Genomic DNA, 24,127 nt, shown 5'->3' on the forward strand with positions numbered 1-24,127 from the left:
ATAAAACAAATAGGATGAGAGAGGCGTATTGATGTCTATCCGCAAGACCCGTATCAATAGATTTTCACAGATGGTGCGCTCGTTCCGAGTGATCAGGCTGCTCTTATGGACCCTCTGGGTCATCTATCGTGAACGACGTCGCGTCATCAAAGCACGTGAGCGCGGCAACTACGAGGTCCAACCCAATGTTGAGGTCCTCATTGAAGTCTTAGTGGCATTCCGCCAGACGGCGATCAAGCTCGGAGTTTTAATGATCAAACTTGGTCAATTCCTGAGCACACGCGCCGACCTGCTGCCAGAACGTGCGCTATCGGTACTCACCTCGCTTCAGGATGAGGTACCAGCAGAACCATTTGAGCATGTCGTCAATGCGATCGAAAAAGAATATAAGAAACCCATGGCCGAGCTCTTTAGCTCGATCAACCCTGTCTGTACAGCGGCCGCCTCATTGGGACAGGTCCATCAAGCCGTACTGGCAAAAACGGGAGAGACCGTGGCGGTGAAAATCCAGCGTCCCAATATCGATCAGCTGGTAAATATGGACTTAAATAGTCTGCGCTTTGTGATCTGGGTGATCACGAAATTTGTCAATACGAACCTGATCGATATGGGAGGGTTCTATCGCGAATTTCGCCGGACCGTACTTGAAGAGTGCGATTTTGTCACTGAGGCCACAAATGCCAAACGCTTCAAGGAGATGTTCAAAGATAATCCAGCCATTTACATTCCCAATGTCTATGATGAATATATTACCCGTCGCGTTCTGGTTCTGGAGTGGATCGATGGTATTAAATTAAATGATTATGCAGCTCTCGATGCCGCAAAATTTAATCGCCTGGAAATTGCAAATCGGACCGTCAGTGCTTATTTTTATCAGTTCTTTGAGGAGGGATTTTTCCACGCCGATCCGCATCCGGGAAACATCTTCGTCAAAAAAGGATCTCTCCCCGATGAGCCGATCATTGCCTTTCTGGATTTCGGGATGGTTGGATCAATCACAAAAAACATGAAGCGCTCCCTGAAGGATATTTTCCTGGGTTTTATCACACGCGATGCTCATATGATGGTGACGGCGCTGACCAGACTTGGCTTTATCGGCGAGGGAGCCAATCCAGTTTCAATCGAAAAAGCCATATCATTGGTCCTCGACCAATATCACGGCATCACGTTGGGACAGATGCGCAACATTGAAATGGATGATGTGGCCCATGATATGGTGAACCTGCTTTACGGACAACCCTTCCAGGTGCCCGCTCAGTTTGCCTTTACAGGTCGTGCGATTGGTACTTTGTTGGGAGTCTCAACCGGTCTGGCCCCTGAATTCAACTTCATCGAAATCGCAACTCCATACGCCCGTACATTTTTAGGGCTGGATAGCGATTCGATCGGCGAGACGTTACAAAGTCTGGCGACAAAATTGCTGGAAAATGGAAAAGTGCTCTTAAGCTTACCGCGATCGGTTGAAAGCCTCATCTCCCGCATTGACTCCGGGCAGATGGAGGTCAAACTGGCCAACTTGCCTCAAATGAATGGGCGTAGAGGACGTCGTAACGTTGGAGTGCCGATATCTATCAACGGAGGCGGTCGCGTCTCATTGGTACTCATGTTTCTAGCCTCCATGGGGGGAGGAATCTATCTGACCAACCTCCACATCATAGGGCCAGGCTGGTTTTGCCTGAGCCTGGCCGGCCTTACAGCTTTAGGAGCCCTATTCAAACGTTCGTAACATCCATCTATCGTCGTCAAGGCGCACAGCTTTGTTCTCGCGCTCTAGTTTCAAAAGATGAGCTTTTATCGATAGAGCCGCCATTCGATGCAGTCGAGGATCAGTATCTGCATAGATGTTTTTAACAATGTTCAGCAGATGCTCCCCTTGCTCTCGTTCCTGGAGGAGCGCCAGCAATTGCTCTTCGCGTCGTCGACGATGTTCAATATAAGAGCTCAATCTTTCCTGAGGATTCGTGATAATCGGTCCATGAGCAGGCACAATCTCGTGCAGATCCAGCCGCTGAATAAGCTGCAAGGAGTTCAGATATGCCTGCATATCGCCCTCTGGTGGTGCAATCACCACAGTGCCTGCCCCGGCCAGCAGATCTCCCGCAAAGAGGATACGCTGCTTTTCCAGCAAAAAGCAGAGATGATCAAAACGATGTCCTGGCGTATGGATCGCACGGAGGTGATCATCGCCAGCAGGCAGCTCCATGCCATCAGGGATCACCTCATCGGCGCAGGAGACGCCCTCGCGGCTAAAGGCATAGATGTAGACGCCAAGCATCTTACGTAACGCTTCCGCGCCTCCCAGATGATCAGGATGACCATGCGTGATGAGGATACGCCGAATACCACCACGTGATGCTCCCGCGCTGATAATCGCTTCAAGATGTGCTTGCTGCTCGTCTCCTGGATCAATCACCGTCGCCCCTTCGAGATGTGATCCTAAAACGATGGTATTGGTTCCAGTACCAGTCATTAGCGACGCATTAGGCGCCTGGATGATGGTATACGTGTCAGTCATACACTCTTTCCTCCGGTGAATCGCTAAAAAGGAAAGCCAATTAGTGGCAGTTTTTGACTACTATCTGTACATTAGTACAATATTTTGTACTCAGGGATTAAAAACGGACTCTGTTTATGTATAGTATCATAGAAGGCAGGAGAAGGTGATTTCTGGTATACTTCAAACAAGTATCTCTTTGGCGAAACTCAATTCGCCAGCAACAGCTATAGAAAATGGTGCATACATGTCTAGTGATCATCAGACGGTAATGCAAACAACACAACAATTGCATGTAGGACTCATTGGCGATCCAGTCGCGCATTCTTTTTCGCCGCGTTTTCAGCAGCCCGCCTTTGATGCATTGGGACTTCCTATACGCTATGAGCTCTGGCATACCCCGGCCCATAAATTGATTGAGCGCATTCGCTCGCTCTGTGAAACGGATTGTCTGGGAGCCAATGTCACGATTCCGCACAAAGAGGCAGTCTTACCACTACTCGATAAAGTTGACCCTCTCGCCGCACGGATTGGCGCAGTCAATACGATTGTCCACCGCGATGACTATTTATATGGATATAATACCGACGCTCTGGGACTCCTCTATGCTTTACATGAGCATGGGTTAGGAAAGATACAAGATGGTAAAGTCGTCCTCAAGGGCTATACGGCGATTCTCCTGGGAGCTGGCGGTGCCGCTCGTGCTTGTGCCTTTGCTCTGGCTGATGCAGGCATAGAACAATTAATCATTCTTAATCGCCATCTAGAACGCGCCCAGACCCTGGCAGCTGAGCTCCAACAATACTACGAGAAACCAATCTTTAGCTTAAATGATCCATCATTTTTAATTCCTCGCTCCTCGTCGATTATTATCAATGCGACCTCCGTCGGCATGCATGATGATGTCAGCCCCCTACCTCCCGAGATCTTGAGCCATTTCGATGCGGACACCTTTATCTATGACATGATCTATAATCCCACCCAGACCTATCTACTTTGTCAGGCACGTTTGATGAATTTCAGAACAGCCAATGGGCTTTCAATGCTACTTCATCAGGGAGCCCTGGCCTTTACGCTCTGGACAAATCAGCCCGCCCCCATCGAGATTATGCGCCGGTCACTGGCATAGAGCGTCTTGCGAGAGGACACAATCAGTAAAGGACGCTCCTTCATTCCTGGCAGCCAGTATTCATGGTACAATACGGTTAGAACCATACAAATAGACAAATGAAGGAGCTTGTATCTCGTGAGACTAGTCAGCTTTTCTACTCAGGCGGACGCCACAGTACGTCCTGGCCTACTCCAACAAAACAACGTGCTTGATATCATCAAAGCCAACATCATATTGAGGCTTTCCATCCCCTCTTCTGTGCAAGAAATCATTGAGCAATACAAAACCGTTCAGGAAAGCCTGCACGCTCTCTCTACTGCCTCTCAGGAGGGACAGTTGAAGGAGGCAAGTTATCTTCTCGCTGAAGTGACACTCGCCGCACCCATTCCTCATCCGAAGAAAAACATCATGTGCCTGGCGACAAACTACACCGAGCATGTCACAGAAACCGCAGCCTTCCGCGAACATAAAGGAAAGCCTCCCACCCAACCAGTTATTTTCACCAAAGCCCCGACCAGTATCAACAGCCCGTATGGAGAATTTATCATTGATCCAGCCGTCTCCACCGAGATCGATTGGGAAGTAGAGCTAGCGGTGATTATTGGAAAGGTGGGCAAAAACATCCAGGAAGATAACGCCATGGACTACGTCTTTGGCTACTCCGTACTCAACGACATCACAGCCCGCGATCTGCAAACGCGACACAAACAATTCTTCAAGGGAAAAAGCCTCGACGGCTCCTGTCCGATGGGTCCCTGGCTGGTCACAGCTGATGAGGTTGATGATCCCCATCATCTCGCATTACAGCTGCGCGTCAATGATGAGATCAAACAGAATGGCAATACCCAACAAATGATATTTTCGATCCCCAATATGATCGCTACGCTTTCGCTGGGTATGACGCTTGAGCCTGGAGATATTATCGCTACCGGCACACCCAGTGGAGTAGGCTTTTCTCGCCAGCCACCGGAGTTTCTCAAACCCGGCGATATTATGGAGTCTGAAGTTACAGGTATCGGCATCATACGCACAACGATCGTCGGCACAGCAGAATAATTTTGCTCTGTCAAAGATCATGACAATGTAGGACAGCAGGAGAAAAAGCCGCATTGCTCGTCGCATCCTGCCCTTCTCGGAGAGCCATGCACTATCCCCGAAGAGGACAAGCCAGCCGCTACGGTATCGGTGATATGTATCCAAAACATCTCCGAAAGGCGATGGAGTGAGACGCTCACCGGCGTAGCGGCGCGGCTCCGCCGTGCTGTCAGCGGCTCGTACGAACATGCTCCTCATGGGGGTCCATTGAGAGACGCACCCAAGCCGAATCATACGAGTCACAGACAGCACAGCGGAGCCGCGCCGCTACGTCGGTGAGCGTTGACGCCGTGGGCGAGAGGGTTTTATTCCCACTCTTCACAGTATTTGTACTCTCAGCGCACCCCGCGACCAAGGTGAACAATCTATAGTGATGGTTAGGACTGTGCTTCTTCACGTATCCAGGGAGGCAGCATCCCCCAGAGATTGAGCGCCATGGCACGCGTATGCCAGAGCCGAGGGGGGGCCGTGACATCTCGATCGTAGTATTGTTGGATACCTGCGGAAAACTCTATGTGCCGGCCATCTGGATCAGCAAAGCGAATAAAGAGGTCAGCGCTGGTACCATGGCGTCCAGGACCCCAGAGGAGCGGTATCTGCTGCTGACTTAGCAGATCAGCGCAATGTAGCAGTTCATTGCCATCTACGATACCGAAACCAATATGATCGATACCAGGATTACCGTGAATGAACATCAGCGTATGATGATTTTGATTACAACGTAGCCAGGCTCGCTCTCGCAGTAGCCAGTCAGAAATATCAAAGCCCAGACACTCGGTATAAAACTCCACCATCGCTTCCAAATGCAACGTATATAACGCAATGTGCTGGAGCGTCTGAGGATGCCATGTTGAGCGCCTGCCATTATTAGCAGTCAGCAGAGTATCTGGCTGTACCGAGATCTCGACACGATTCCCATCCGGATCGCTAAACCAGAGCGTATCCCCCAGATCGGGATCACCATCGCGAGCGTCAAGTACCAGATCAACACCGGCAATTTTGAGGCGAGCCGCCAGTGCCGCCAGCTCGGCATCGGTATCAACTTCGAAAGATAGATGATGCAGCGGCGAGCGTTGGACAGGTCTCCGCGCATTCACGGCTGGACGATTGTCATCAAATAAACCCAGGCAATGAGACTCTCCATCTAGAGTCAAAAACATATTTGTCTCTTCAAATTCAACATCGTCGCCGCTATTCTCAGATGTTGAGCGCACTTCCAGCCCAAGAACCTGATGGTAGAAGCGTGCTTGCGCTGACACATCACTTGTCCATATCCCGACATGCGCCAGACGCTTTACTTTGACCTTCTGTACCTGCTGGTTGCTCATAAATAAAGGAGCCTCCTCAAATTACCTATCTGCTGCTACTTGCACAAAACCTGCCTGATATCATACTTCTCTCGCACAGATCGGTCAATCGCATACCCCGAAGGTCATAGCATCTTACAGTGCCAGCAAGCCACTATTTGAACCACGCCAGCGCCTACCTGATTAGTTTATGTCGCCATCCTTTGTGATATTCATAGACGAAAGCGGCCGAATATCCAAAAAGTGCTTTACATTTGTGGACGAGAGATCAATGGTCTCCAACACACGTATCAACGGAGTAGCAGGCATCGGCATCGGCGTTTCAGGAAAGGGTAGCAGCGCCGGCCCCTGTGTATGCGAAAGGTTCGCTCTATTACCTGTCGTCAATTGCGACGAAGCAGGCTTCATCGGTACAACAGGTATGCCACCCAGCGATGAATGTGAGAGTTTCAGCATGAGTGTTTGAGGCTTTCTTGTGCGCTTATTCCCAATCCAGGCATACACGATAATCAGTGTAGCAAAAGTACATAGGATGATACACAATAAAAATGCAACCCAATGTTTCAGTATTACACCCCAGTCATAGAAAACAGCCAGGATGACAGCCATCCCCAATATGAGGCCAATACAGAAAAACTGTACCAGACGTTGCAAAGACATATATGTGGACACGAGATATTGCCAATAGATATGCCACAATTTCAAGGCATGCATACATTCAATACCAAACATAATCATAATACGGCGCTGCTGCGCAACTTTATTTGTATGGACACCCCGCCGCACATTGGAAGGCCAAAAGGCATTACTTACACCATTCATATGCTGTCTATACATCACTTTCTGCGTATGAAGCACCTTAGGCTCTTGTTTTTCCCTACTCACCACCTGATACCTCGATAAAATTATTGTTATACTAGCGTCATTTCACATGTTTTGCGTGCAAAAACATTCTCTTTTTTAGAAGAGATACTACGTGTACTTCTACTATACCTTATTTCTAAGACTTTGAGGCCTATTCTTTCGTTTGTATGGTAGTAACGTCCTATCGTACCGCTGGTGTGTCAACCCATAAACATACAAACACGTTTAGATAATGCTACAGAGGAATAAGGTATAACAGGATATCTACTCTTATTATAATACAACATATAGAGTACACATGCATTATAATCTTGTAAAGATCCTATTAAATTCAAAACGGGTGCACCTGGAAAAGCGCATTATCTGCTGATGCTTTTATGTAAATTACTGCCGAGCACAGTCATATATATAGATGCTTCATTGAGCAAAAAGAGGGGGAAGTGGAGCACCCCAGATGGGTTGCCTCCACCTAGAGGTCACATTGATGGTCGAAATTTATTCAAGCTCGTCGCTACTGGTCTCCACATGCACGGTACCATGAATCACGTTAGGGGACGATGGAGTGTAAGCAGGCGGGTCCCATTCAAACGTGATTTTTTCACGTCTGATTGGCATATTGGCGAGGAGTTTTTCTGCTCCACCCTCATGCGAGAGGTTAACTTGAACTTGATCCTCATCAATAGCCAGTCGCCGCGAGACGACTGAGAGTATTTCTTCACGAATGATTTCAAGTAACTCTGGATTTAATTTCAGACGGTCATGCGCGAGCACGACCTTCAAGCGCTCCTTCGCAACTTCCCCCGGAGTCGGTTTCTTCTTTCCTGCCATAAATTCAAAAACACCCATTATTCACCCCCTTAAGAAGATTGAGAGCGCAATGGCTTCTCTTCTAATGCAGAACCAAAACCCATCAAACGTCGTAGCCGTTCGAGCAGAGAAGTCGATTCTACAACATCTTCAAGCGGTACTTCTTCGCCGAGAACACGTTGAGCGGCATGAATGAAGGCACGCCCCGAGCGGGTACGCCGATCATAGACAGCGGGCTCACCCTTATTTGTTGCCACGATAATCGCCTCATCCTCAGGAATCACGCCCAACAAATCAATACTCAGAACTTCCAACACATCCGCCACCGCCATCATATCGCCTCGCTTCACCATCTCCGCCCGCAAACGATTGAGTATCAGGCGCGGTTCAGGCTTGCCCGCGGCTTCCACCAGACCGATAATCCTGTCGGCGTCACGCACGGAAGCCATTTCAGGATTGGCGACAATGATGATTTCATCCGCTCCCACAATCGCGTTACGAAAGCCCTGCTCGATGCCAGCCGGAGAGTCAATAATTACATACTCAAACTCTTGTCGTAACTGTTGACAAAGCTGTTCCATCTGCATACTATTCACAGCATTTTTATCACGTGTCTGCGCAGCCGGCAGTAAATATAATTCCGGTTGCCGCTTATCTTTGATTAAAGCCTGCCGCAAGCGGCACTGTCCCTCCACTACATCCACCAGATCATAGACGATACGATTCTCAAGACCGAGAACGGCATCCAGATTGCGTAACCCGATATCCCCATCCAACACCACAACTTTTTTCCCCTGCATCGCCAGAGCGGTCCCAAGATTTGCAGTTGTGGTCGTTTTTCCCACGCCACCCTTCCCAGATGTAATAGTTATTACCCGACTATCCATGCTATACTCCCTCTGAAGAACGTTTCAGGCTCCTGTAGGAGAACATATTCTTATTTTTGTTCCTGCCCTATACCGTCTTTTAGTATATCACGAACGATAGATTGAATTAGATATGTATCATCTAACTTCACGAATACAGGAAATGTTTCCTATTTACGGGGAGGGCGTCCACTTACCCAGGTCTCCACTATAATTTGCCCGTTACGGATAGTGGCAACTTCTGGTCGGGGCTGAGCCTCAAAGCCCTCGGGAGGACGAGAGAGAAGATGCGCAATGCGCAATTGTACCGGTGCCAGTTGTAAGGAACACACCATCGCATTGTCATTATCGGGATAGCCCGCATGTACCATACCGCGTAAGACTCCCCACACAATAATATCCCCACCGGCGACAATCTCCGCGCCCGGATTGACATCACCCAACACCACCACACTACTGCTATGATGAATTGCCTGACCGGAACGTACCGTCCTTCTCAAGAAGAGCGTATCAGATGAATCTCTCATATCTCTCTGCTGGACACTCTGAGTATTCTGGGTATTTTGAGTACTGGGAACACTCTGAGCGCTTTGTATATTTTGCACACTCTGAGTACCTGCTATATTCTGGACGCTCTCCTGTATCAACGTTCCCTCAAGAGCGGTATCAGGCAGAGCCAGCGCAATTGTTTTCGCGGCACGGCGCTTCTCCACAACCGTTTCCACGGATGTGACAGACATGTGATAATGAGCCAGAAGCTCTTCAAGTTGTACGCGCTCATTTACACGCAATGACCGACGTGTTGTATCTACAGTCAGAGAAGCTCCACGAAAAAAAGAAGGCGACTCTGCCAGTCGATCTGCCAGGGCTGTCATCAACTCACCAAAGGGGGTCTCTGGCTCCAGCGTCAACAACAGGCCATTCCGTGTCCCCTTGATTGCAATATGTCCTACCAAAGGCTGACTCTCCTCTTTATGCAGCCGATCTGTCTCTACAAATGAACGGGTAGTTGATGTCTCTTTACCCGAATGATTACCCATACCTTTTTAATCCCCAAATTTTCTCGGAGTTGGACAATATAACAATACAGTATTCAGGATGAATGGCGTACATATGTGTGGATACATAAGTACCTTAATATCATACAGTATAAACACATGACCTTCAAAACACAATAGGTCCTACTTAACAATAACACTGATAAAATAACAGAAAATTTTCTGAATAATTACAAGAATTAATTATCAAGTAATGCTAAAGATATGAAAGATACAGGAAGAAACTTGCAGTTATCATCAGGTCTGCGTACAATGCTTGCGTAGTCCTCGTAACAGAGCGAGACATCTCACCCTTGCATAAGGGATAAACGCTAACTTAAACTAACTGAGCATCTTTTGAGTGCAGTTATTCTGGAGTTTGAAATATGACATTGACACAATTTCCCATGGAACACGAACTGGTACTTAGCAGCGGCAACACGAAAATTGGTATCATGCCAGACATTTGCCTCGTTTCACATTTCCAGGTCGACAACTGGCCGGTACTCTATCGAGCAGCCGAAACAGGAAACGTCCGACGTTGGGGCCTACCCTTAATGATCCCAAACTTTGCCCGCCTCAAACAAGGCATCTTCCAGGAAAAAGGAACGACTCTTCCCATCCACGGATTTGGACGTATCCTCCCCTGGACCGTCACCCAACAGGATCAATCCAGCGTCACGCTCCAATTGAGCAGCGATGAGCATACACGCTCACAATATCCTTACGATTTCACTTTCAGCACCCACATAGTAGCCAGCGCAGGAACGCTCACCTACACATTAACGATGGAAAATCGCGGCGCTGAAATCATGCCCATCGCACCAGGTTTTCATCCCTACTTCAGCGTCGCGCAAGCGGATAAAGCAGAGATCAGCACCGAAGGATTAACAGGATTGGACCCAAAAAGTATCCGATGGGCAACGCATCCCCCTGATGATACACTCATTTTTCCACAGAGCGCAACCTTTCACATCCCTCATCATGGCACCTTAACGATCGCCGAACTGCCATGGCAGGAACACTACTCGCTCAAAAACATGCAGGTATGGTCCGAGCCTGAGACAGCCCCGGATCATAATTTTGTCTGCTTTGAGCCCATCGTCACCCGCGAAGACGGACTCAACCGCCCGGCCGATCGCCTGAATATACCAGCCCACAGCGCTTACCAGATCATTCTCCAACTCAAAGCACAACCCCTGTAGCACCTTGACCCGCTTGATCGCGGGGTGCGCTAAGCGCACCCCTTTGTCTTTCATTTGCTGCTTTTTGGTCTGGTAAAGAGCTATAATTATATTTGGTAGCAATTATCGATTACCATGCAGGCATGATAGAAAGATGCAATTATATCAATAATGGAGAAAGACTCGTATGGCAAATATCCTTGTGGTCGAGGACGAAGTCGACATCTGCAATTTACTTCAAGCTGAACTGGAGGCAGAAGGCCATACTGTTTATCAGGCTTTCGATGGTCAGGCCGCGTTGGCCTTTGTTGAAGCGCACTCTCTCCATCTGGTAGTACTGGATTGGATGTTGCCGGGTCTAGATGGCCTGACTGTTTGTCGGCGTATTCGACAACGGCATCTTGTACCCATCATCATGCTCACAGCCCGCAATGAAGAAGTTGATCGCATTCTGGGCCTGGAAGTAGGTGCCGACGACTATCTTAGCAAGCCATTTAGTGTACGTGAGTTGCTGGCTCGCGTGCGCGCCATCTTGCGCCGTGTGGATCTTGAGCGTCGTGCAGCGCGAGCAGATGCCCCTGGTGCCAGTAATATTTCAGCTTTCACTATCTCTACCGTAACACATGATCCAATCTTACGCGGTCCAATCTCCATTTATGAAGACTCACACATAGTTTTGCTCAATGGCGAAGAAGTTAATCTGACACCAAAAGAATATGAATTACTGGTGTTGCTGATCACCCATCCAGGCCGGGCTTTTAGCCGTGACTATCTCTTGCAGCAGCTCTGGGGCTATGAATACGATGGATTTGATCGCACTGTTGATGCACATATCACTCGCCTCCGCAAAAAAATCGGTTCACAGGCAGAAAAGATTGTTACCGTATGGGGCATCGGATATCGTTTCGTATTATAGCAATCTCCCCTCATCTGCTAAAAGCCCTTTTTATTTGCAGTGCTCTCATGCCTGTATTATGTACAAAAGCGTCCAAACAGTTAACGGTCAGGTGCCTACAAGCGTCACAAAATCGTTACACTTTTGGCAAAAAATCGTCACAGCGCTACTCTATCCTTACTCACAGAGGGCATTGAGCTATTTGCGGATAAGTTTCTGCATGCTTCTCCCTATGCGTTAGAAGGAGTCTTCCGATGGCACAACAAAACATAACCAATCCGATAGAGGTTTCATCCACGAGCGTCTCCCCGTGGTTAGCAATCATGCGACGCCACCCATTGTGGTTCTACTTTCTTATTGCTTATGCTATCACCTGGAGTATTGGTTTTGTATTCATTGTCTTCTTAGGGCAAACAGATCTTACACTCTGGCTGTCACTTGGTTTGCTAGCTGGCCCAACACTTTCTTCGTTTATTATGACGGCAGTAACTGAAGGTCGAGTTGGAATAGGTCGTTTGCTACGCAGGTATGTATTATGGCGGGTCAATATACTCTGGTATCTGCTGGCGTTGCTGGGTATAGCGGCACTGTTCATGTTGAGTGGCGTGATCATGACAGACAATTGGGCAATCTTTCCACACGTGCTACTCACCTACCCGGAATTCTATATCCTGACGCTCTTCTTTGGTGGACCATTCTTCGAGGAACCAGGCTGGCGCGGCTTTGCATTACCTCACTTACAGCAGCGTTTTGGCCCCTTGAAAGGAAGCCTTCTACTCGGAGTCCTGTGGGGATTATGGCACCTACCATTATTCTTTATACCAGGCTATAATGGAGCCGAATCGGGCTTTATCGGCATCAGCATAGCTCTACTGGCATTTATGGTAGCAACGACCGTGATGGAGATAGTCTTTACCTGGCTCTTCAATAACACCCGTGGCAGTTTGCTCATGACCATGTTGCTACACGCATCCATCAATACATCAGCCGGCCTGGGTTTTCGTTCTACACCAACGCTACCGGAATTATCACTCATGTATACAGTGCTGTTGGTACCAGCTCTGATTATTATCGTTGCGACACATGGTCGTCTCTCATATGATCGTTATAAACTTCAAGTAGAACAACCCATGCTTGAAATAGAGGTAACCGCCAGCTCAGTTTGAAAGCTTTTTCTTCTGGGCCGGCAAAATTTAATCATCGAGCCGGGTTCAGTATAAAAAAGAAGAGAACGAGAAAATAAGCAGAGGAACAGCTCCAGGGGAAATGTGAGTAGCACACGACTCCCCCTGGATGCCGCGAGCCAAATTCGATAATCTTAATCACAAGGATGTACTATGTTGAATAACAAAGTGATCGTCAACTTTTTTCGTCCTCTCATGGAAGCCCAGAGTTATCTCAATCTATGCTACCTGCTCATAACCTTCTTGCTTGGATGCATTTACCCTCTCTTTCTCATAGGTGGATTCACACTCAGCTTTATAACAATGCTTATTTGGATTGGATTTCCGCTGGCTTTGGGTATGTTACTTTCCCTGCGCGGACTGGCAGTGTTTGAGCGTGCAATGCTACGTACATGGCTTAAGTACGATATTCCAGCCCCTATTCCATTGCAAGAGGAAAAAATAGGGCTATGGAAAAGGCTATATGTTTTTCTCTACAGTCCTGTCACGTGGAAAACGCTGGGATATTTATGTCTAAAATCGTTCTTTGGTATCGTAATTTCAACCTCTGCGCTATCAATCACGCTGGCAGCGTTTCTATTCTTCTTTAGTGATATCATTTACATTATTACGATCTTTACTAATAGGTTATTGCATATGCACTTCTTGTCTGAAGCCATGTTAATGCAATTTACGTTCACAGTCTTCATCAAATTTACCCCTTTCACTGGAATTGCCAGCATGTCTGTTCCTCTTGCTCTTGCACACTTAGGTGGCATGGCACTACTGGGAGCACTACTTGCGCTTGGCTCTCTCCATCTTAATAATGGCTTACTTTTTACATGGGAACTTTTTGCGCGCTATACACTTGGTATCAGCCGGAGCGATCTTCAATTGTTAGAGGCAAGGCAGCAGGCTGAACAAGAACGATCCAAGGCAGAGCTGGCTGAACGGAAACGTCGTGAGCTGATCACGAACATGTCGCATGAATTGCGTACACCGGTTGCCAGCATCCAGGGTCACGTCGAATCGCTGTTACATGCCTGGGCTGATACCGAAAGTGTACTCTCGTCGGCTGATGTCTTGCTTCATTATTTAACGATTGTGCACCGCGAGTCGCTGCGACTTGGCACACTGGTTGATGATCTCCTGGCACTGGCTCGGGCAGAGAAGGATGAGATTCATTTGAAGCGAGAGGTGGTTGCATGTGGAGATGTCATTGAAGAGGTCTATCAAACACTGATGCCACTGGCACAGCGCGAGCGACAAATATCTCTCATACGTCAGATAGAACCGGATTTACCTGATTTGCTTGCTGATCGTCAGCGTCTCACGCAGATACTGCTCAATCTAGTACGCAATGCAATTACTCACACACCAGATGGAGGTATTGTTGCGATCTCGCTTCAGCGAGCCGATGATACATTTCTGGCGCTCATGGTTTCTGATACGGGCGTCGGTATTGCTCCCGAAGAGCTGGAATATATCTTCGAGCGCTTTTATCGAGTGGATGCTTCACGTTCACGCCTGTCAGGAGGAGCTGGCCTGGGTCTTACCATTGTCCGTGATTTTGTACATGCAATGAATGGATCAATCTCCGTGGAAAGTACGGTCGGTGAAGGTAGTAGCTTCCGCGTCCTGCTACCCATTAGCCGGTATGCTAAAGCCTGAGGACAAACGAAATGGAATATCGATACACGTTTTTATATGTAACGAGCTATGATAATCTTATAGTGTAGATGTACCGTTATTTAATCTTTACTTGACGGCAGAGGCATCCTTAGATACTATAAAACACACATATTGCTAACGTCCATGGGTATGAGAGGAGGAGGTGGAAAGCGCATGATACCATCTAAAGATCAAGCGACAGCAGAGAACGATCATTTGATTGAACGCACACTCCATGACGGAGAATATCGTATCAAATGCTTATTAGAACCATATGAGATCAATCCGACGTACAAAGCCTATCTAGCCATCCACACAGCTCTATCTATCCCCCTGCTACTCAAACAGATACCCGCCGATCAACCGCTACCAGAAAATGTCATCGCTGAACTCAACTATATTCTGCATGGCGGTGATATGACACGCCGTTTCGCCAATCGCAACGCGCATCAAGCCGCCTTTCCGAGCAGTGGAGGCAGTCAAACCGACCATTTCTTACATGAAGCGCTCCTATTGGCTCGCCTCCAACATCCCGCGCTGCCCACACTCTTCGACTACTTTGCGGAAGAGGGCTACTGGTATCTCGTCAGCAATTATATTCCTGGTACTACATTGCGCAATCATCTCCTCCGCAATGGATCATTATCAATTTTCGAGGCCCTGGGCTATGTGCTACAGATCTGCAACGTGCTCGATTATCTGCATAGACAGCATCCAGCCATCATCTTTTGTGCCCTGAGACCCGAGACAATTATGCTCTTACCAGATCATTCGGTCATGCTGATTGATTTTGAACATGCATGCTATGACAGTGACCTGGTCACGACCAAAAGAGATCCAGAGTACATGACAAGCTACGAGTCACCAGAGCAGCGTGATCCAGAGGGCAAAGCCGATATACGTTCCGATCTCTACAGCCTGGGCCTGATCCTCCACGAAATGCTAGGTGGCTTCATTCTGCCGGATACCCTGAATAAGCAGGATCTTCCGCCACTTCCCAGCCTATCAAAAATACTGAATGGAATCATCAAGCTTGCCACGCAGACCGATATCCATGAACGTTTTCAGTCCGCGCACGTGTTCTTACTGGCAGTAGAGCGAGCTTATCGCATCGAAGAGCGCAGAGCTTATCAGCATTCTCTCTACGAGGATGAAGAGATCGAGACAGAGGCCGAGCAACCATACCCGATACACCACTCCAACCTGCTCGCAGAAGATCTGACAGAAGTCATGCCCGTTGTCCTGGATTTAGAGCAGCGCAAATTAGCCCGTGAGTCGTTGCAACAGATACGTCTCGAACGCCTTGAGCAGGAACAATTTGAACAACAGTTGGTTTCGGTAGATGAAAGCCTGCAAAGACGTTCCAGCGTATCATTATCCAAACTTTCGCTACACTCATTCGAGGAACATCATGCCCAGGATACCAGGAAAGTCCTCATAGCATCGCCTCATCGGCTTGTGCGTACCAGTTTCGCGCTGGCTCTACTTCTTTTTGTGGCAATGGCCTCACTACTCATCTATAGCCGCTTCCAGCAGCCGGCGGAAGAACAGATACAGATTGTCCTTACGCCATCACCGACTCCTCTGAGCGCCACAGCAACAAACGAGTATACGAGCAACTGGCAGCCACTGCCCGCGCTTTTGAGTCCGGGAGCCGACAACGCGGCCGTTTATGTCAAGCTCCACGATCGAGGATATATCTACATGAACGGTGGCTATCGAGGTTCGACCCATCCCTTTTACGACTATAACCTGTATCGCTATGACATCGCCGCTCATCATTGGGAGATCGTCATCCGCGATCACTTTCCCAGCATGGTAAATAATACTGTCGCCGTAGATGAGCATCACAGGCTCTTTTTTACAGCCGGTTATGCATCACAGAGTTATCAAGTGAGCTCGCTCCTCTACAGCTATCAGCCGGAAAAAAATCAGTTAACCAGCATCGTGCCACCCACGCAGATACGTTTTGGCTTTGCGGGCTCCCTACTCGCCGATCATAAAGGACATCTCTACCTCATGCAGGGCTTTATGAAAGCAGGTGATCCACATATACACGCGGGCAACGGCTGGTATCGTTATGATATTGCGACGGATCAATGGCAACATTTAGCCAATATACCACGCGGTCTGGGCTATGGGGCGCTGGCTGCTGACGGACAGGATCATATTTTATTGTTCGGTGGTGCCGAGGATGCAGGGCAAACTCATTCCACAGCCACCATTTATCGCTATGACATCGTCAATGATAGCTGGTCACAAGAACCAATCAGCATGCCACAAGCTATCAGCGGAGCATCCAGCTGTGCCATATCATCGGGTAAACTGGCGTTGATCGGTGGCTACGACAAGACAAACAATAAAGGATTAAATACAGCATGGCTTTTTGATCTGGATACACTGAAATCACAGGCACTCACTTCTCTGGCTAAGGGAGGCTCAGTCTTAGGTACCAGCGCGTGCGACTCCCAGGGCAACGCCTATGTCGTGCGTGGAGCAGATAATCCTCTTGTCCCGACACGTGATTTCTGGAAATTGTCAATCATGCCAGAGGGTGGAAAGCCAACTAGATAAAGCAAGATGACATCATAAAAGCGTAAAAAAAAGGCCCAGACTGTAAAATGAGAATCGTCCCTTTCATCAAAGGTGATATACTTATGACATGTCTGGGCAATGGACTAGCCACAATGTACCTATCATGCCTGGTAGTAGGGAGTTTTCATGACGAATATTATTGCGCTACAGTTGTATACTGTACGAGATGAAACAGCGAAAGATTTCAAAGGGACTTTACGCGCCGTTGCGGATATAGGCTATCACGGGGTCGAATTCGCGGGTTATGGTGGTCTCGAGGCCAAAGAATTAGCCAGTGTGCTCTCTGAATATGGCTTGAAGACAGTTGGGAGCCATGTGGGAATAGCCTTACTGGAGAAGGATATTGAGCACGAGATCTCCTATTGTGTGGAGATTGGTAGCCCTTATCTGATTGTTCCCTGGATTGATAAGAACTTACTCGCTCAAGCAGACACATTTAAAAAATTCGCCGATCAATTGAATGATTATGGCCGTCGCTGTCAGGCACGTGGCCTGACGCTCGCCTATCACAATCATCAGTTTGAGTTTGAAACGACGGATGGAAAAACCTCGCTGGAGCGTTTGATTGAGGCCACTGATCCCGCTCTGGTGAAATTTGAGATTGATACCTATTGGGCTGCCTTTGCAGGCGTCAATCCCATCACCTTGATCAGGGAACATAGTGGTCGTATCGCCACCTTACATCTTAAAGATATGACGCCTGAACGTACCTTTGCTGAGGTTGGTACGGGAACCCTTGATATCGCCGGTTATATCGAGGCTGGTCAAGCTGCTGGTGTCACGGCCTACATCGTCGAAAACGATCAGCCAACCATTCCATCACTGGAGAGCGCCAGACGCTCCTTCGCCAACTTGCATCGTAGCTTGACCTGATTTTGCAGCAGAAGAGAGCGAGTATGAGCATAAAATCACGCGCCGATTTTCATACTCGCCTAGCAGCACCTACGAAATAAATGCTGTCTGCTCATATGGATCATCGGTACGATAGGGACGTCACTCCGATGTGAATGTATCATGATATCCATCAAGAGGAGAATTTAGCATGACCAATCTTACATCCATACCCGATTTTGATGAAGTAACCGCTTTTATCAAAGAACGTGTCGATGCAATGCGTACTCCAGCCGGTCAATGGGCCGATCTTGCCAGGCTGGCCATCCAGGGCTTGCCTCACGATTCCTATCGTCTGGCCGAGCTTGAGACCCGCATTAATGCCATACGCGTTGAATTGCGCCGCGTTGTGCTTGCTGCCTCTGAACACTTCACAGAAGAGCAACTCAACGACCTGCGTAAACAGGTAGGGATGAGCAAAACCGCCTGGCGAGCCGCGAAAACCAAACGCGCCGTCACCATCAAACACGGCTTCTCACTCGTCATTTATTAATATATATCGATACATTGCAGCATTGAGACAAGATAGCTGCTCTCACACGATCTCGCATAAGCTTCGTTGGCGCTGAGCAGACCAGACTCTATCAATCTGTCATGATTTTCCAGCAGAGTTAAGAGGAAAATGGCATGGAAATTGATGTCGAACGACAACAAAAGGCTCGTGAATATGCTCGCACGAGCCGCCGCATCTCTTATAGTAGTTTAGGCATCGGCGTAGTACTGATTTTGATTGTCCTTGGCTCTCGCCTGGATGTATGGTTACGCGATGTCATTCATGGAGCGGTCAGCGGACTCCCACTACTGAACTGGCAGCCACGCGCAGACTGGTTTCCCTGGCAGATCGTGATCTACTGCCTGCTAGTATTTCTGATCTACGAGATTATCACATTTCCGCTCTCTTACTATTCAGGTTACACGCTACCTCATCGCTACGGCATCTCAATCATGAGCAAAGCAGCCTGGTTTCGCGAAGTAGGCATCAGCCTGCTCCTAAACCTCGTTCTGGAAATCATCTTTGTCTCTCTTTTATATACGCTCCTGGCGTTACAACCACAATTATGGTGGCTCTGGCTGGCCATCATCATCCTCTTTTTCTCCGTCTTAATGGCCAACCTTGCCCCCATTCTCCTCTATCCCATCTTCTACAAATTCACGCCGTTGCCTGAGGGAGAGCTTACACAACGTCTTCTGGCCCTGGTCGCCAAAGCAAATACAAGGGTTCGCGGTGTCTACTCCATGAGAATGAGTAACAAGACAACTGCAACTAATGCAGCATTAATGGGGTTGGGAAACACGCGCCGCATTGTCCTGGGCGATACAATGACAGACAAATTTACCGTGGATGAAATTGAAGTTGTACTGGCCCACGAATTGGGACATCATGTGCATCGAGACATCTGGAAATTGATTATCACGCAAACGGTGCTCATGTTAGTGGGACTTTTCATCGGCAGTCTGGTACTGAACTGGGTGGTTGATCAGCAGCATTTTTATCTCTCACTCACTGATCCCGCCACGTTGCCCTTCTTTTTAGTCATGATCGGCGTCTTCAGCCTGATCATTATGCCACTGAGCAACGGCATTACACGCATCATCGAATATCAGGCCGATGAATACGCGCTCCAATCCACAGGAAAAATCGAGGACTTTAAAAGTGCCATGAGGCGACTGGCAAACCAGAATCTTGCCGAGGTTGAGCCAGCCCCCATCATCGAATTCCTCTTTTACTCGCATCCATCGATTAATAAACGGCTACAACATGCTGACACTTTTGCCAGCCAGAAAAATCTATAGAGCGAGAGCATCTTTGAGGGCTGAAAATTGAGCAGCGGTCTCATCCAACGATCCTTCGGGCATGGTGATCAAAGGTTCATCAACGCCTGAAGCCACCCACTGCTTAATTTTCGCCGCGCACTCTTGAGCCGTCCCGATAACCGTCGTTGCCTCCAACAGGCGCGGACTGACCGCCCGGATGGCAGACTTCATCCCTTGCTCCCAGCCGGTCAGGACAGCCTGTACATCCTCCTCAAAACCATTGCGCCTCAGCATCTGAGCGTAGTAGACTCCCATCCTGCCGATATAGTAGGCCAGAGGAGATGCCGCTTTGATGTAAGCTGCACGACGTGCTTCGTCGGTGGCGTTATCAGGCAGGATCACGGTCGTAATATAGGGAGCAATCGCTGCGCTGTGAGGCGCTCGACCAGCTTGAAGTGATCCCTCATCCAGTTGTGTGCGCAATGCGCCCCATCTGGTTGAGGGCCAATACACGGGCAGTACGCCATCCGCAAGTTCGCCCGTCAGATGGATGTTCTTTGGCCCCATGGCCGCGATATAGATCGGAAGATCAGCACGCTGTGGCTTAAAGCGCAGCTTAAAGCCCCGCTCCAACTGAAAAAACTCCCCCTGATAGTGGAGCTTGTCGCCGCGTAAGATGATCCTGATAATATCTATATATTCGCGAGTACGTTGTAGCGGTTTAGCAAAAGGCACACCATGCCAATGCTCTACAACCTGCTGACCCGAGGGACCAAGTCCCAACATAATACGTCCAGATGAGCGTTCATCAAGAGTTGCCACCGTACTGGCAATCAAGGCAGGCGAGCGAGAATAGATATTCGCGATGCCAGCTCCAATCTTAATCCGCTTCGTCGCTCGAACCAGATCGGACATCGATGTAAATAACTCATAGCCCCAGGACTCTCCCAACCAGACCGAATCAAAGCCCAATTCATCGGCCAGACGCACCTTAGCAATCACCTGATCCCATGCCGCCGGGAAATTCGGCGAATCAGCCACCAGACCGATACGGATCGGGGGCGTGGCTGGATTTTGTTCGGCTCCATTGCCTGTTTCATTTGCAGTTGTCATGCCTCACTGTGTCCTTTCAGCAGTGATTCTGCTTATAACAGAAACATTTATTGTCTCCATTATAACCTATCAGGACCTCCAGAGATGCATCTTCCTGAACGTTACATCTGCCCTCAGAGCTCAAGCTGATTGTACACGAGCTACCATGTTTCGAATATCGTCGTAATACTCATCCTGGACAGGTACAAAACGCTCGATACCACCCAATTGCAACATCTCAGCCAGGTGGGCATCCTGATGCATGCTGACCAATACAGCCAGGATAGCACGCTTGAGTTGCACTGGTAGCCTCCTCGCCGCGACAACTGGAGGAATCGATGATGGGCCAAACATGTCGATAATGGAAACCTGTGAGGCAAGCTGTGTATCCCTTTGCAAAACCACATCCAGCACATGCGAATCGATCGCGGTTGCATCGGCCTCGCCATCCAGCACCAGGCGCAATGATTGCAGATGCGAGCCTGATTTAATCGTTTTGCCAAAATAACGTCCATGAGCCTTACGCTCAAGCAGACTATATTGAACCAGATTGTAACCGGAATGCGATGCCTCTTCGTTGTAGGCCCAGGTGCATCCACTAAGATCACGAAACGAGGCATAAGGACTTTCTCGCCGCACAATCACATCCGAATAGTAGATGGGACGCTGCTGATAACGTGCGCTATGCAACACAGGAGCCGCCAGCAATTCGACCGGGTTGTAGGCTCTTTCGCTCAACCGGACGTATTGTAATCCACATAAGAAACCAATATCCGCCTGTCCACCTTGAAATTCGGCCAGATCCAGACTCGCGCCTGAAACCACAGACAATGAAAGCTGACGACCAACGTATGTCGCAATGGCATCATACGTCTCCTGCAAGAGCGGCGAAAGAAAATTAGCAAAGTGCACAGTTGCCTGTTCATATAAGTTATCCAACATGCGACTCCTTATTCTGTGCATCGTAGACAACTTCGTGCATCTGAAAATTGTGATGGCCTGAGAGAAATGCGTAATGTTTGGTCTTGAGCAAGCGCGGTGTATTCCGTGCCAGGCCGCCTGGAAAAATGCCGCTGTGGATACGTATCCACGAGTAGGCACGCGGTGCCAGCTGATATGCAGCGTGCTGATGATGATTAATCTGCTTCAGATCAGCTTTTGTATCTAAATTGCGCATGACAACCAGGTTATACCAACGTCCAGGTTGTAACTCCAACGAAGAATAGCCCAGCAGCCCTGGAATATGGACCAGTTGAGCCAGCATATCTTGATCCGCGTACCGTAGTTCATTGCCGATAGAGACATCCTCAACGGCGTGACGCCCACTCACAAAGCCCACAAAGGACAGCTCTTCTTCTGTCATCAGCGTTGCAGGCCGATAAAAGACGATGCGATGCCTTGAGCTGCGGCGCTCCGTAAATTCATAGACAAGCGGCGAGGTTGTCTGGCTGGATTGCTCCAGCGTCAAGAGAGTCAGGCGCAACTGTTGAGCCATATGGCGTAGCACCATCAAATCAAGTTGTCCTTTGATGACATTATTAGAAGAGAGTTGCAGTAAGTCTTGCACCTGTATTGGTAAATCGTGTTGTCCCATCACACACACTCCATTCAGCGTAAAGAGAGAAGTCATTTTTCTGCTTCCATGGCATCTAAAAATCGATCAAGAATAGCGCCAGAGCCATGCTCGAAGAAACGTCAAAGCAAGCAGGCATAAATTTGAGTAACAAAAGCCAGGCAGACACATTTCAAGCATGGAACACAATTATATGTATAGCTAAACAGTAGTATAAAGAGATATTTTAATGAGTACGGCTATACAATCGTTCCGGCGTGTGGGCGTTCTGCTATCTCAGTGCACTCAAGATGTAATCTGAATAACTACTATAAGCCACGGCTTTAGCCACGGCTCAAAACGAGTTGGAACTCATCTTTTATCTAGATGCAAGGAGAAAAGAACCAGCGAAGCTTAAAGACAGTGAGGACAGCACATGGACATGTGGGACATGGAGGAGCAAGCAACAGAGGAAAAAAAACAGATACGGCCAAAAGAAAAAAGACTCACACTCAGCGAGGCGGGCTGAGAGGAACTACGATGCTCTATTGTCATTGTTTTATCACTCCCAAATCAATGTGCGCTATAGTTGGTTTCCGCAATCAGAGTAACAGCGGTTACAAACAATTGTATGCGAGAAGTAATCACGCTGTCAATAGTCGACTCGACTACAATTCTATGCTTACTTACATCACAAATGAAAGAGGAAAGGAACACACAAACAAAGAGCATAAAATAGCCATATACTGAACATTTCCAACTCATAATTATCCCTAAAGGCAGTGCACAGCTCGTTTTGTAGCCTTGAATTGGTCATATCAGAAAACAAGCGACCAGAAACAATCCCGACAAGCCAGAGTAAGAGAGAAATCCCTTACGGTGATATTCACTATAAAATGATAGGCAATGTATACATTCCAAGACTATCTACCTGCATCAATGCAAAATGTGTCATGATTTCGGCACGAAAAATGCCCAGGGGAAAGGTTTTCATATACCGTTCGGGGGAAAACGGCAAGGAAGATATGAAGACACTTTCTCCTGAGCAAACAAAAAAGAGAGAATGTATTATTTCACGGTGATAGTAACTTCCACATTCGCAATGAACATCGGGCACATGTCACCTTTTTTACAGATCGGGCGATTGGTAAAATCGAGTTTCGTCGTACCAGCATTTTTCGCATCGAAGCGCCAGACACAGGCGCTACTTGCTTTCAATGCGTAGCCGGCTGGATTCTGCAAGGTTAAGCCGCTCAACGAATTTTGTGGGCCACTCCACTTTTTACCAAATGGTGCACGCAACTCAATTACATCACCGACATGAGCCGTAACAACTTCGCCAGCGGTGCTAGTGCTTGTTGTGCCTGTCACAACTGCTATAACGTTCGCCTTCGATATATTACTTACGACTGAATCACTTGGACATCCCTGAGTGGCTCCGTAGCCCGCAACCGTTGTCACAGTTGGTGTTGACGCAACCGGCGTTGGAGTAGCAGAGCTTGAACCTCCAGTCGCTGTAGAAGTTCCTCCTCCGTTGAAACCACAGGCCGACAGGATACAGGTAAGTATCACAAAGATGGCAACAGTTGTAAGAGATATATATCGTTCTCGTGTGGATTTTCTCTGCATAGAATCCATCTTGAACTCCTTTTCCGTCAACAACTAATTTTCTAATAAGGACAACTTACTATTATGACGGCCCCCATACGCCAAAAGTTCCCGACAAAAACATGAGCGAAATTTTCTCA

Annotated in this window: 21 protein-coding genes; 11 read left to right on the forward strand and 10 right to left on the reverse strand. The window is 48.2% G+C overall.

All coding sequences use genetic code 11. From position 1 onward, the window contains the following. The first annotated feature begins 31 nt into the window (after positions 1 to 31). A complete protein-coding gene (locus AC27N8_RS20150) occupies positions 32 to 1,726 on the forward strand; it encodes an ABC1 kinase family protein (RefSeq protein ID WP_487069194.1) in 1,695 nt (564 codons plus the stop codon). Here the strand turns inward: AC27N8_RS20150 and AC27N8_RS20155 are convergent. Next, positions 1,709 to 2,515 carry an MBL fold metallo-hydrolase gene (locus tag AC27N8_RS20155; protein WP_487069195.1) on the reverse strand — a complete coding sequence of 269 codons (807 nt, stop codon included), beginning with the start codon at positions 2,513 to 2,515 and terminating at the stop codon, positions 1,709 to 1,711. The two genes, AC27N8_RS20150 and AC27N8_RS20155, sit on opposite strands and share 18 nt — an antisense overlap. Positions 2,516 to 2,741: 226 nt before the next feature. Here AC27N8_RS20155 and aroE point away from each other — a divergent pair, with 226 nt between their 5' ends. Together aroE and AC27N8_RS20165 are read left to right on the forward strand one after the other, a co-directional pair. Next, positions 2,742 to 3,623, forward strand: a complete 882-nt coding sequence (aroE, locus tag AC27N8_RS20160; RefSeq protein WP_487069196.1) for a shikimate dehydrogenase — start codon at positions 2,742 to 2,744, stop codon at positions 3,621 to 3,623. Positions 3,624 to 3,740: 117 nt separating this feature from the next. Further along, on the forward strand, positions 3,741 to 4,661 hold the full coding sequence (locus AC27N8_RS20165) for a fumarylacetoacetate hydrolase family protein (RefSeq protein ID WP_487069197.1): 921 nt from the start codon (positions 3,741 to 3,743) through the stop codon (positions 4,659 to 4,661). Between the two features lie 416 nt (positions 4,662 to 5,077). On the opposite strand, the gene AC27N8_RS20170 is transcribed toward AC27N8_RS20165, so the two are convergent. The 5 genes from AC27N8_RS20170 to minC form a co-directional block, all read right to left on the reverse strand. Further along, positions 5,078 to 6,028 carry a VOC family protein gene (locus tag AC27N8_RS20170; protein ID WP_487069198.1) on the reverse strand — a complete coding sequence of 317 codons (951 nt, stop codon included), beginning with the start codon at positions 6,026 to 6,028 and terminating at the stop codon, positions 5,078 to 5,080. A gap of 162 nt (positions 6,029 to 6,190) precedes the next feature. Continuing rightward, on the reverse strand, positions 6,191 to 6,892 hold the full coding sequence (locus tag AC27N8_RS20175; protein WP_487069199.1) for a hypothetical protein: 702 nt from the start codon (positions 6,890 to 6,892) through the stop codon (positions 6,191 to 6,193). A gap of 474 nt (positions 6,893 to 7,366) precedes the next feature. Beyond that, entirely contained in the window at positions 7,367 to 7,717 is a 351-nt protein-coding gene (minE, locus tag AC27N8_RS20180) for a cell division topological specificity factor MinE (RefSeq protein ID WP_487069200.1), read from the reverse strand. Positions 7,718 to 7,728: 11 nt separating this feature from the next. Then, complete coding sequence (gene minD / locus AC27N8_RS20185) at positions 7,729 to 8,565, reverse strand: septum site-determining protein MinD (RefSeq protein WP_487069201.1); 837 nt, start codon at positions 8,563 to 8,565, stop codon at positions 7,729 to 7,731. Positions 8,566 to 8,714: 149 nt separating this feature from the next. Continuing rightward, positions 8,715 to 9,584, reverse strand: a complete 870-nt coding sequence (minC, locus tag AC27N8_RS20190; RefSeq protein ID WP_487069202.1) for a septum site-determining protein MinC — start codon at positions 9,582 to 9,584, stop codon at positions 8,715 to 8,717. Positions 9,585 to 9,967: 383 nt separating this feature from the next. On the opposite strand from minC, the gene AC27N8_RS20195 reads away from it, so the two are divergent. From AC27N8_RS20195 to AC27N8_RS20230, 8 genes are all read left to right on the forward strand, one after another. Then, positions 9,968 to 10,786, forward strand: coding sequence for an aldose epimerase family protein (locus tag AC27N8_RS20195; RefSeq protein ID WP_487069203.1), 819 nt, complete (start codon positions 9,968 to 9,970; stop codon positions 10,784 to 10,786). A gap of 166 nt (positions 10,787 to 10,952) precedes the next feature. Next, the gene (locus tag AC27N8_RS20200; RefSeq protein WP_487069204.1) at positions 10,953 to 11,681 is read left to right on the forward strand and encodes a response regulator transcription factor; all 729 of its coding nucleotides are present in this window, start codon (positions 10,953 to 10,955) and stop codon (positions 11,679 to 11,681) included. 233 nt (positions 11,682 to 11,914) lie between these two features. After that, the gene (locus AC27N8_RS20205; RefSeq protein WP_487069205.1) at positions 11,915 to 12,826 is read left to right on the forward strand and encodes a CPBP family intramembrane glutamic endopeptidase; all 912 of its coding nucleotides are present in this window, start codon (positions 11,915 to 11,917) and stop codon (positions 12,824 to 12,826) included. A 171-nt stretch (positions 12,827 to 12,997) separates the two neighbouring features. Then, positions 12,998 to 14,494, forward strand: a complete 1,497-nt coding sequence (locus AC27N8_RS20210) for an ATP-binding protein (protein WP_487069206.1) — start codon at positions 12,998 to 13,000, stop codon at positions 14,492 to 14,494. Positions 14,495 to 14,668: 174 nt separating this feature from the next. Then, positions 14,669 to 17,068, forward strand: a complete 2,400-nt coding sequence (locus tag AC27N8_RS20215; protein WP_487069207.1) for a protein kinase domain-containing protein — start codon at positions 14,669 to 14,671, stop codon at positions 17,066 to 17,068. A 147-nt stretch (positions 17,069 to 17,215) separates the two neighbouring features. Beyond that, positions 17,216 to 17,962 (forward strand): sugar phosphate isomerase/epimerase family protein, encoded by a 747-nt coding sequence (locus AC27N8_RS20220; protein ID WP_487069208.1) that lies wholly within the window; start codon positions 17,216 to 17,218, stop codon positions 17,960 to 17,962. A gap of 169 nt (positions 17,963 to 18,131) precedes the next feature. Next, positions 18,132 to 18,473 carry a hypothetical protein gene (locus AC27N8_RS20225; protein WP_487069209.1) on the forward strand — a complete coding sequence of 114 codons (342 nt, stop codon included), beginning with the start codon at positions 18,132 to 18,134 and terminating at the stop codon, positions 18,471 to 18,473. Between the two features lie 134 nt (positions 18,474 to 18,607). Next, positions 18,608 to 19,774 carry a M48 family metallopeptidase gene (locus tag AC27N8_RS20230; RefSeq protein ID WP_487069210.1) on the forward strand — a complete coding sequence of 389 codons (1,167 nt, stop codon included), beginning with the start codon at positions 18,608 to 18,610 and terminating at the stop codon, positions 19,772 to 19,774. On the opposite strand, the gene AC27N8_RS20235 is transcribed toward AC27N8_RS20230, so the two are convergent. The 4 genes from AC27N8_RS20235 to AC27N8_RS20250 all read right to left on the reverse strand — a co-directional run bounded on the left by AC27N8_RS20235 (position 19,769) and on the right by AC27N8_RS20250 (position 24,017). Continuing rightward, a complete protein-coding gene (locus AC27N8_RS20235; RefSeq protein ID WP_487069211.1) occupies positions 19,769 to 20,848 on the reverse strand; it encodes an LLM class flavin-dependent oxidoreductase in 1,080 nt (359 codons plus the stop codon). The two genes, AC27N8_RS20230 and AC27N8_RS20235, sit on opposite strands and share 6 nt — an antisense overlap. 120 nt (positions 20,849 to 20,968) lie before the next feature. Next, positions 20,969 to 21,769 carry a PhnD/SsuA/transferrin family substrate-binding protein gene (locus AC27N8_RS20240; protein ID WP_487069212.1) on the reverse strand — a complete coding sequence of 267 codons (801 nt, stop codon included), beginning with the start codon at positions 21,767 to 21,769 and terminating at the stop codon, positions 20,969 to 20,971. Then, positions 21,759 to 22,421, reverse strand: coding sequence for a hypothetical protein (locus tag AC27N8_RS20245; protein WP_487069213.1), 663 nt, complete (start codon positions 22,419 to 22,421; stop codon positions 21,759 to 21,761). The genes AC27N8_RS20240 and AC27N8_RS20245 overlap by 11 nt, the downstream gene beginning before the upstream one ends. Positions 22,422 to 23,447: 1,026 nt before the next feature. Continuing rightward, positions 23,448 to 24,017 carry a hypothetical protein gene (locus tag AC27N8_RS20250; RefSeq protein ID WP_487069214.1) on the reverse strand — a complete coding sequence of 190 codons (570 nt, stop codon included), beginning with the start codon at positions 24,015 to 24,017 and terminating at the stop codon, positions 23,448 to 23,450. Positions 24,018 to 24,127: the final 110 nt, after the last annotated feature.

The organism is Dictyobacter sp. Z7_2, from assembly GCF_057551105.1.

Coding starts and splice junctions, on each gene's coding strand:
- AC27N8_RS20150 (WP_487069194.1), top strand. CDS start 32: ATGTCTATCCGCAAGACCCGTATCAATAGATTTTCACAGATGGTGCGC.
- AC27N8_RS20155 (WP_487069195.1), bottom strand. CDS start 2,515: ATGACTGACACGTATACCATCATCCAGGCGCCTAATGCGTCGCTAATG.
- aroE (WP_487069196.1), top strand. CDS start 2,742: ATGTCTAGTGATCATCAGACGGTAATGCAAACAACACAACAATTGCAT.
- AC27N8_RS20170 (WP_487069198.1), bottom strand. CDS start 6,028: ATGAGCAACCAGCAGGTACAGAAGGTCAAAGTAAAGCGTCTGGCGCAT.
- minE (WP_487069200.1), bottom strand. CDS start 7,717: ATGGGTGTTTTTGAATTTATGGCAGGAAAGAAGAAACCGACTCCGGGG.
- minD (WP_487069201.1), bottom strand. CDS start 8,565: ATGGATAGTCGGGTAATAACTATTACATCTGGGAAGGGTGGCGTGGGA.
- minC (WP_487069202.1), bottom strand. CDS start 9,584: ATGGGTAATCATTCGGGTAAAGAGACATCAACTACCCGTTCATTTGTA.
- AC27N8_RS20195 (WP_487069203.1), top strand. CDS start 9,968: ATGACATTGACACAATTTCCCATGGAACACGAACTGGTACTTAGCAGC.
- AC27N8_RS20200 (WP_487069204.1), top strand. CDS start 10,953: ATGGCAAATATCCTTGTGGTCGAGGACGAAGTCGACATCTGCAATTTA.
- AC27N8_RS20205 (WP_487069205.1), top strand. CDS start 11,915: ATGGCACAACAAAACATAACCAATCCGATAGAGGTTTCATCCACGAGC.
- AC27N8_RS20210 (WP_487069206.1), top strand. CDS start 12,998: ATGTTGAATAACAAAGTGATCGTCAACTTTTTTCGTCCTCTCATGGAA.
- AC27N8_RS20215 (WP_487069207.1), top strand. CDS start 14,669: ATGATACCATCTAAAGATCAAGCGACAGCAGAGAACGATCATTTGATT.
- AC27N8_RS20220 (WP_487069208.1), top strand. CDS start 17,216: ATGACGAATATTATTGCGCTACAGTTGTATACTGTACGAGATGAAACA.
- AC27N8_RS20225 (WP_487069209.1), top strand. CDS start 18,132: ATGACCAATCTTACATCCATACCCGATTTTGATGAAGTAACCGCTTTT.
- AC27N8_RS20230 (WP_487069210.1), top strand. CDS start 18,608: ATGGAAATTGATGTCGAACGACAACAAAAGGCTCGTGAATATGCTCGC.
- AC27N8_RS20235 (WP_487069211.1), bottom strand. CDS start 20,848: ATGACAACTGCAAATGAAACAGGCAATGGAGCCGAACAAAATCCAGCC.
- AC27N8_RS20240 (WP_487069212.1), bottom strand. CDS start 21,769: ATGTTGGATAACTTATATGAACAGGCAACTGTGCACTTTGCTAATTTT.
- AC27N8_RS20245 (WP_487069213.1), bottom strand. CDS start 22,421: ATGGGACAACACGATTTACCAATACAGGTGCAAGACTTACTGCAACTC.
- AC27N8_RS20250 (WP_487069214.1), bottom strand. CDS start 24,017: ATGGATTCTATGCAGAGAAAATCCACACGAGAACGATATATATCTCTT.